General features: G+C 68.6%; 7 protein-coding genes and 1 pseudogene. All 8 read left to right on the top strand.

Translation table 11 applies throughout. The features are described from left to right. Positions 1-937 (top strand): type II and III secretion system protein family protein (locus CBW50_RS27825; protein WP_367301838.1); only part of this gene is annotated, 937 nt, incomplete at its 5' end. A 16-nt stretch (positions 938-953) separates the two neighbouring features. Continuing rightward, positions 954-1,256, top strand: a complete 303-nt coding sequence (locus CBW50_RS27820) for a hypothetical protein (RefSeq protein ID WP_086148493.1) — start codon at positions 954-956, stop codon at positions 1,254-1,256. Next, positions 1,246-2,673 (top strand): pilus assembly protein TadG-related protein, encoded by a 1,428-nt coding sequence (locus CBW50_RS27815; RefSeq protein ID WP_086148492.1) that lies wholly within the window; start codon positions 1,246-1,248, stop codon positions 2,671-2,673. Before CBW50_RS27820 ends, CBW50_RS27815 begins: the two co-directional genes overlap by 11 nt. Beyond that, positions 2,670-3,152: a TadE/TadG family type IV pilus assembly protein gene (locus tag CBW50_RS29190; protein WP_139842681.1), complete on the top strand. Its 483-nt coding sequence runs from the start codon at positions 2,670-2,672 to the stop codon at positions 3,150-3,152. The genes CBW50_RS27815 and CBW50_RS29190 overlap by 4 nt, the downstream gene beginning before the upstream one ends. Beyond that, on the top strand, positions 3,142-3,750 hold the full coding sequence (locus CBW50_RS27810; RefSeq protein ID WP_157792487.1) for a TadE/TadG family type IV pilus assembly protein: 609 nt from the start codon (positions 3,142-3,144) through the stop codon (positions 3,748-3,750). The genes CBW50_RS29190 and CBW50_RS27810 overlap by 11 nt, the downstream gene beginning before the upstream one ends. A 55-nt stretch (positions 3,751-3,805) precedes the next feature. Continuing rightward, complete coding sequence (locus tag CBW50_RS27805) at positions 3,806-4,975, top strand: AAA family ATPase (protein WP_086148490.1); 1,170 nt, start codon at positions 3,806-3,808, stop codon at positions 4,973-4,975. A 56-nt stretch (positions 4,976-5,031) separates the two neighbouring features. Then, positions 5,032-6,378 carry a CpaF family protein gene (locus CBW50_RS27800; RefSeq protein ID WP_086148489.1) on the top strand — a complete coding sequence of 449 codons (1,347 nt, stop codon included), beginning with the start codon at positions 5,032-5,034 and terminating at the stop codon, positions 6,376-6,378. An 8-nt stretch (positions 6,379-6,386) separates the two neighbouring features. Beyond that, a pseudogene (locus CBW50_RS27795) lies at positions 6,387-6,578 on the top strand (pilus assembly protein TadB); the annotation flags it as partial.

The following is a 6,578-nucleotide window of genomic DNA, read 5'->3' as shown; positions in this document are numbered from 1 at the left end:
CGCCCAGCCGGCGCTGGCCGCCGCCGCGCCCGGCGCCGGCACGGGCGGCGCGGGCAGCCGCATCATCAACATGCTCGACGTCAGCGCGCCGCAGCAGGTGATGCTGGCCGTGCAGATCGCCGAAGTGTCGAAGTCCCTGCTGGAGCGGCTGGAAGTGGGCGCCACCCTGCGCCTGGCCTCCGGCAGCTGGGCCACCACCCTGCTGTCGAACTTCCTCAGCGGCACGGCCAACGGCTTGCTCGACGTGCGCAAGTCGAATGGCCAGCAGCTGACCATCGAGGCGCAGAAGCAGGATGGCCTGGTGCGCATCCTGGCCGAGCCGACGGTGATGGCGATCAGCGGGCAGGAGGGGAGTTTTCTGGCCGGCGGCAAGATCTTCATCCCCGTCGGCCAGGACAACAACAAGATCACGCTGGAAGAGCGCGAATATGGCGTCGGCCTGCGCTTTACGCCGACCGTGCTGGCGGGCGGGCGCATCAATCTGAAGGTGGCGCCGGAAGTGTCGGAACTGTCGCGCGAAGGGGTGGGCATTTCCGCCGCCGGCGTCAGCGGGCGCTCGATTTTGCCCGTCATTACCACGCGGCGCGCGTCGACCACGGTGCAGCTGTATGACGGCCAGAGCTACGCCATCGGCGGCTTGATCAAGAATAACCAGGTGAGCAACATTACGGGCTTGCCCTGGCTCAGCGAAGTGCCGATTCTCGGCGCGCTGTTCCGCAGCACGGACTTCCAGCATGACCGCACGGAATTGCTGTTTGTCATTACCGCGCACCTGGTAAAACCCTTGCCGGCGGACGTCGTGCTGCCGACGGCGCAGCTGGCGCCGCCCTCGCGCACGGACTTGATGTTGCGCGGCAAGATGGAAGGGCCGCTGCCCGCATCCTTGCCGCCGCCCGTGCCGCCATTGCGCGCGGCCAATGGTTTCGAGCTGAAATGAGACGGGGAGATACGCCATGCCGAACTCGTTCCTGATATCGCTGCGGCGCCTGGCGGCGCTGCCGCTGGCCGTGCTGCTGGCCGCTTGCGCGCACAGCAGCACGCCGCAGCTGGACGGGCGCTTTGGCGACGCCGTGCGCGTGGCCATGGCGCAGCAGGTGCGCTATCCGGCCAGCGCAGGCACGCGCCAGCCCGCCGACGGGCTCGACGGGCCCAGCGCGCAGGCCGTCATGCAGCGCTACCGCGCCTCGTTCGTCGAACCGAACGGCCAGGCGCCGCAGCCGGTGCAATTCATGCTGGGAGGCGGCAATGGCAAATAGACGCCAGGGCCAGCGCGGGGCGATGCTGATCGCCTTTTCCATCCTGCTCATCGTCGTGCTGGGCTTTATCGGCCTGGCGCTCGACGTGGGGCAGGTCATCGGCCGCAGGACGGAGCTGCAGAACCTGGCCGACAACGCGGCGCTGGCGGCCGCGGCGGAACTGGCGGGCACGTCCGAGGGGCTGGCCAACGCCGTGGCGAAGGCCAAGAGCAGCGCGGCCGACCGCAGCGCGTACCGGCGCCGCATGGAGGGCGCCATCCTGTCGGACGCCAGCATCCGTTTCGCGGCAGCGCCCGACGCGTCCGCCAGCGAGTGGCATGTGGCCGGCGCCGTGCCCGATCCCGCCAGGGCGCTGTTCGTGCGCGTCGATACGCAGGCCAACGAACCGGCGCTGGGCCGGGTGGCGACGGCGTTCCTGGGTGCCTGGTCGCCGGCCCTGCGCACGCTTGACACGGGGGCGCGCGCCGTCGCCGGGCGTACCGGCCTGACCCTGACGCCGCTGGCCATTTGCGCGCTGTCGTCCAGCGCGGCCAGCCCGCGCGCGAATGCGGCGCTGCTGCCGGCCGTCGAACTGCTCGAATATGGCTTTCGCCGCGGCGTGGCGTATAACCTGTTGAAGCTCAACCCGCAGGGCGCCACGGCCGAGCATTTCGTGCTCAATCCGCTGGGCCAGCCGGGGACGGTGGGCGCGTCGGCGCAGGTCAGCGATGCCGCCATCCTGCCCTTCGTCTGCTCGGGCAGCGTGCTGTTCCCGCGCATCGGCAGCGCGCAAGTGCACGTGCACCGGCCCTTTCCCGCGGCGCTGTGGCCAGCCTTCAATGCGCGCTTCAACCAGCTGGGCAGCGGCTGCGATGCCGTCACGGCGCCGCCCGACGCGAGCATCCGCCCGTTTCCGAACGCAGCCGCGAACTGGTGGATGACGAATACGCCCGACGCTCCCAGCGCGCTGAGCACCGGCAACCCGCTGCTGTCCGTGGCCGACCCGGAATCGAATGCGACGCCGCCCGCCGTCGGCAGTTACGGGCCGCTGTGGTCGTTTGCCCGGGCGGCGAAGTACAGCAGCGTCAAGCCGCCCGGCGGCTATCTGCCGTTTGCCACCAGCGACTGGCCCAGGCTGTATCCGGCCACCCCGGCCGCGCCCGCCGCCAAGTCCGTCTATCCCGCCAGCAGCACTCCCTACCTGACGCTGGGTTTCCAGACTGCGCCGAGCGGCAACACGGGCGTGGCGCAGCGGCGCCTGCTGCATATCGCCTTGCTGGCCTGTCCTGTGCCGGCCGGCAGCGACGTGCTGGCCCAGGTACGCGGCATCGGCCGCTTCTTCATGACGGCGCCGGCCAGCAATGGCATGCTGAGCGCTGAATTTGCCGGCATCGTGCCCGAGCAGGCGCTGGGCAGTCCCGCGGAGCTGCTGCAATGAGGCCGCCTTGCCGCAGGCCCCGTCGCCAGGACGGCGTGGCCGCCATCGAGCTGGCGCTGATCATGGTGTTCTTCATGGGACTGCTGCCCGTCGTGCTGCTGTTCGGCCGCGCGTTCCTGGCGTACACGGTCTTGCAGAAAAGCACGCATGATGCGGCGCGCTATCTGGCCACCTTGCCGCTGTCGCAGATGGTCAGTACCGATGCGGCGGCGAAAAACACCGTGTTTGCGCGGCACATGGTGGTCGAGGCGATGGCGGAATCCTGGCCCGGCATGGGCAGCGAAAAAGTCAATGTGGATTGCATTTACAACGATGACTTTTATAGCTGCGGCAACTACCCGACGGCGCCGCTGCAGGTGCGCATCAAGGTTGCCGTGGACATGCCCGTCACCTTCCTGCCCGACCTGGCGCGCGCGTGGCTGCCGCAGCTGGCGCCTATCCCCTTGCGTGCGAATGCGACCTTGCGCTATGTTAATTAACCGGCCTCTCCAGCGGCAGCGCCAGGGCGGCGTTTTTGCCGTCGAGTTCGCCATGCTGGCGCTGCTGTTCTTCCTGTTCCTGTTCGCCATGCTGGAAGTGGCGCGCGCCGTGTATCTGTGGAATATGGTGCACGAGATCACCCGGCGCGCCGCGCGCGGCGCGGCCGTCACCGATTTCACCAATGCCGGCGCGCTGCAGGCCGTGCGCGCGCAAGCCGTGCTGCGCGCCGCGCCGGGCGCGCTGCCGCTCGGCGGCGGCATCAGCGACGCGTATGTGCGCATCGATTATCTGTCGCTGGCCGACAGCGGCGCGGCGCTGGCGGCGCTGCCGGTCGGCGTGATGCCAGGCTGTCCGCAGCGCAACCGCATCAATTGCATCGACAATCCGCATGGCGCCAGCTGCATCCGTTTCGTGCGCGCGCGCCTGTGCGTGCCCGGCGTTGGCGCGCGCTGCGAAAGCGTGCCGTACCGGCCCATCCTGCCGCTGCTGGAGGTGATGTTTCCCTCCGGTGCGGGAGCCGTGCGCCTGCCCGACGGCGCCACCATGGTGGCGGCCGAGTCGCTGGGCTATCCGGGCAATCCGAATTCCTGTCCCTGAGCGCCGCGTGGCGGCGCAGCGGACTGTGTAGACCTGAAAGAAGCGAGGAAGTGCGATGAAAGCCTTGATGATTAGCCGCGACGCCAGCTTGCACGATGAAATCGCGGCGCAGGGCGCGGCGCGCATGCCCGTGCTGCGCCTGCTGGAACGGCGCAGCGGCCTGCGCGACGCCGTCGAGCGCATGCTGCCCGAGGCGCCCGAGCTGGTGATCGTCGACGCCAGCGGCATCGACGCCGATGAAGCCGACCTGCTCGAACGCCTGGCGCGCCAGTATCCGCTGGCCGTGCTGATGCTGCTCACGCGCGGCCAGCAGCAGGATGTGCTGATCCGCGCCATGCGCGCCGGCATGCGCGAAGTGCTGCAGCTGCCGCTGGTGCACAAGGCCTTTCACGAGGCGATGGACCGGGTCGATATCCAGGCCGGCGTGACGCAGATGCGCGACGGCAAAGTGCTCGCCTTCATCTCGTGCAAGGGCGGCAGCGGCGCCACCTTTTTGTCGACGAATTTTTCCTACGCGCTGGCCAGCCTGGCCGGCTGCAAGGTGCTGCTGATCGACCTGCACGGCCAGTTCGGCGACGCCACCCTGTATGTCTCGGACCAGAAGCCGGCCATGACCCTGTCCGACATCTGCGCGCAGATCGCGCGCATGGACGGCGCCTTTCTCGCCTCGTGCCTGGTGCACGTGACGCCAAACTTCGGCGTGCTGGCGGCGGCCGACGACCCCGCGCACAAGGTCGACATGCAGCCCGAGCACATGGACCGCATCCTGGCCGTGGCGCGCCAGCACTACGACTACATCGTCCTCGACGTGGGGCGCCAGATCGATGCGCTGTCGCTGCGCGCGCTCGACAACGCCGACGCCATCTATCCGGTGCTGCAGCTGGCCTTGCCCGACATCCGCGACGGGCGCCGCCTGCTCGACATTTTCCGCTCGCTCGGCTATCCGGGCGAGCGCCTGCGCCTGATCGTCAACCGCTATGAAAAGGGCGGGCGCCTGCGCCTGGCGGACCTGGAGCAGGCGCTGGGCGCGGAAGTGGTGCACACGGTGCCCAACGATTACATCGCCGCCACCGACTCCGTCAACCAGGGCATCCCGCTGCTGCAGCTGTCGCGCACCAGCGCCGTGGCGCGAAGCCTGACCGAACTGGTGGAACTGGTGACGGCGCGCCGCGTGATGGAAAGCCGCGGCCTGTTCGACCGCCTGTTCAGCCGCAGCGAGGCGTGACGGGCGGCAGGTGGAGTACGACAAGGCTCCCGCCGGGAGCCATCATGGGAGCCGAGATGACTTTACGCGAACGTCTGGCAGCGAATGAAACGGTGCGCCCCGCCAGCAACGGGCAAGGCGCGCTGGCGCTGCACGCCTACCAGGAACTGAAGAAAACCATGCACCAGACGATACTCGACCGTATCGACCTGGAACGGCTGAAGCGCCTGACGGCCGAGCAGTTCAAGCACGAGCTGGCGCTGCTGGTGCAGCGCGTGATCGAGGAGGAGCGCATCGTGCTGAACCAGCACGAGCGGCATAGCCTGGTGCTCGACATCCAGCACGAGATGCTGGGCTTTGGCCCGCTCGAACCCTTGCTGGCCGACGCCAGCGTGTCCGACATCCTCGTCAACACCTGCGACAAGGTGTACGTGGAGCGGGGCGGGCGGCTGCAGCTGACGGACGTGACCTTCCACGACAATGCGCACCTGATGAAGATCATCGAAAAGATCGTCTCGCGCGTGGGGCGCAGGGTCGATGAATCGAGTCCGATGGTCGACGCGCGCCTGCCTGACGGTTCGCGCGTCAATGCCATCATCCCGCCGCTGGCCGTCGACGGCCCGATCCTGTCGATCCGGCGCTTTGCCGTGCAGCCGCTGACGATTGCCAACCTGCTCGACTACAAAAGCCTGACGCCGCCCATGGTGCAGGTGCTGCAGGCGCTGGGGCAGGCGAAGGTCAACATCCTGATCTCGGGCGGCACGGGCAGCGGCAAGACGACCCTGCTCAACGTGCTGTCCGGCTTCATTCCCGGCAGCGAGCGCATCGTCACCATCGAGGATGCGGCCGAACTGGCGCTGCGCCAGCCGCACGTGGTGCGCCTGGAAACGCGGCCGCCCAATATCGAAGGCAAGGGCGAGGTGAGCCAGCGCGCGCTGGTGCGCAACGCGCTGCGCATGCGGCCCGACCGCATCATCCTGGGCGAGGTGCGCGGCGCCGAGGCGCTCGACATGCTGCAGGCGATGAACACGGGCCATGAGGGTTCGCTGGCGACCATCCACTCGAATACGGCGCGCGACGCGCTGGCGCGGCTGGAAAACATGGTCGGCATGGCCAACGTGAACCTGACGCCGCGCGCCACGCGCCAGCAGATCTGCTCGGCCGTGACGGTGGTGATGCAGGTGTCGCGCCTGACGGACGGCGCGCGCAAGCTGGTCAGCCTGCAGGAGGTGACGGGCATGGAGGGCGACATCATCGCCATGCATGAAATTTTTCGTTTCGAGCAGACGGGTGTCGATGCCGCCGGCAAGGTGCTGGGCCACTTCTGCGCCACGGGCGTGCGGCCGCGCTTCACGGAGCGCCTGCGCATGTTCGGCGCGCCCGTGCCCGACACGGTGTTCGACCCCGACCGCATCTACGAATAGGAGACAGCATGGACCTGGTGTTCTACGGCTTTGCCGTGCTGCTGTTCGCCGCCTGCATCCTGATGGTGGAAGGGGCCTGGCTGTGGTGGTCGGGCACGCACGGCGGCGCGGCGCGGCGCATCAACCGGCGCCTGCGGCTGATGGCGGCGCGCGGCGAGGCGGGCGGCGAGCGGGTCTCCATCCTCAAGCAGCGCCGCTAC

Source organism: Janthinobacterium sp. GW458P (genome assembly GCF_002127585.1).
In the GTDB taxonomy this organism is placed as follows: domain Bacteria; phylum Pseudomonadota; class Gammaproteobacteria; order Burkholderiales; family Burkholderiaceae_D; genus Janthinobacterium.
Note: the sequence above shows the minus strand (reverse complement) of the source record. Positions and strands in the feature narration are given on the sequence as shown.

What these genes read in the sequence shown, in the direction of transcription:
- CBW50_RS27805 (WP_086148490.1), top strand. Translation starts at nt 3,806, where the DNA reads ATGAAAGCCTTGATGATTAGCCGCGACGCCAGCTTGCACGATGAAATC.
- CBW50_RS27810 (WP_157792487.1), top strand. Translation starts at nt 3,142, where the DNA reads ATGTTAATTAACCGGCCTCTCCAGCGGCAGCGCCAGGGCGGCGTTTTT.
- CBW50_RS29190 (WP_139842681.1), top strand. Translation starts at nt 2,670, where the DNA reads ATGAGGCCGCCTTGCCGCAGGCCCCGTCGCCAGGACGGCGTGGCCGCC.
- CBW50_RS27820 (WP_086148493.1), top strand. Translation starts at nt 954, where the DNA reads ATGCCGAACTCGTTCCTGATATCGCTGCGGCGCCTGGCGGCGCTGCCG.
- CBW50_RS27800 (WP_086148489.1), top strand. Translation starts at nt 5,032, where the DNA reads ATGACTTTACGCGAACGTCTGGCAGCGAATGAAACGGTGCGCCCCGCC.
- CBW50_RS27815 (WP_086148492.1), top strand. Translation starts at nt 1,246, where the DNA reads ATGGCAAATAGACGCCAGGGCCAGCGCGGGGCGATGCTGATCGCCTTT.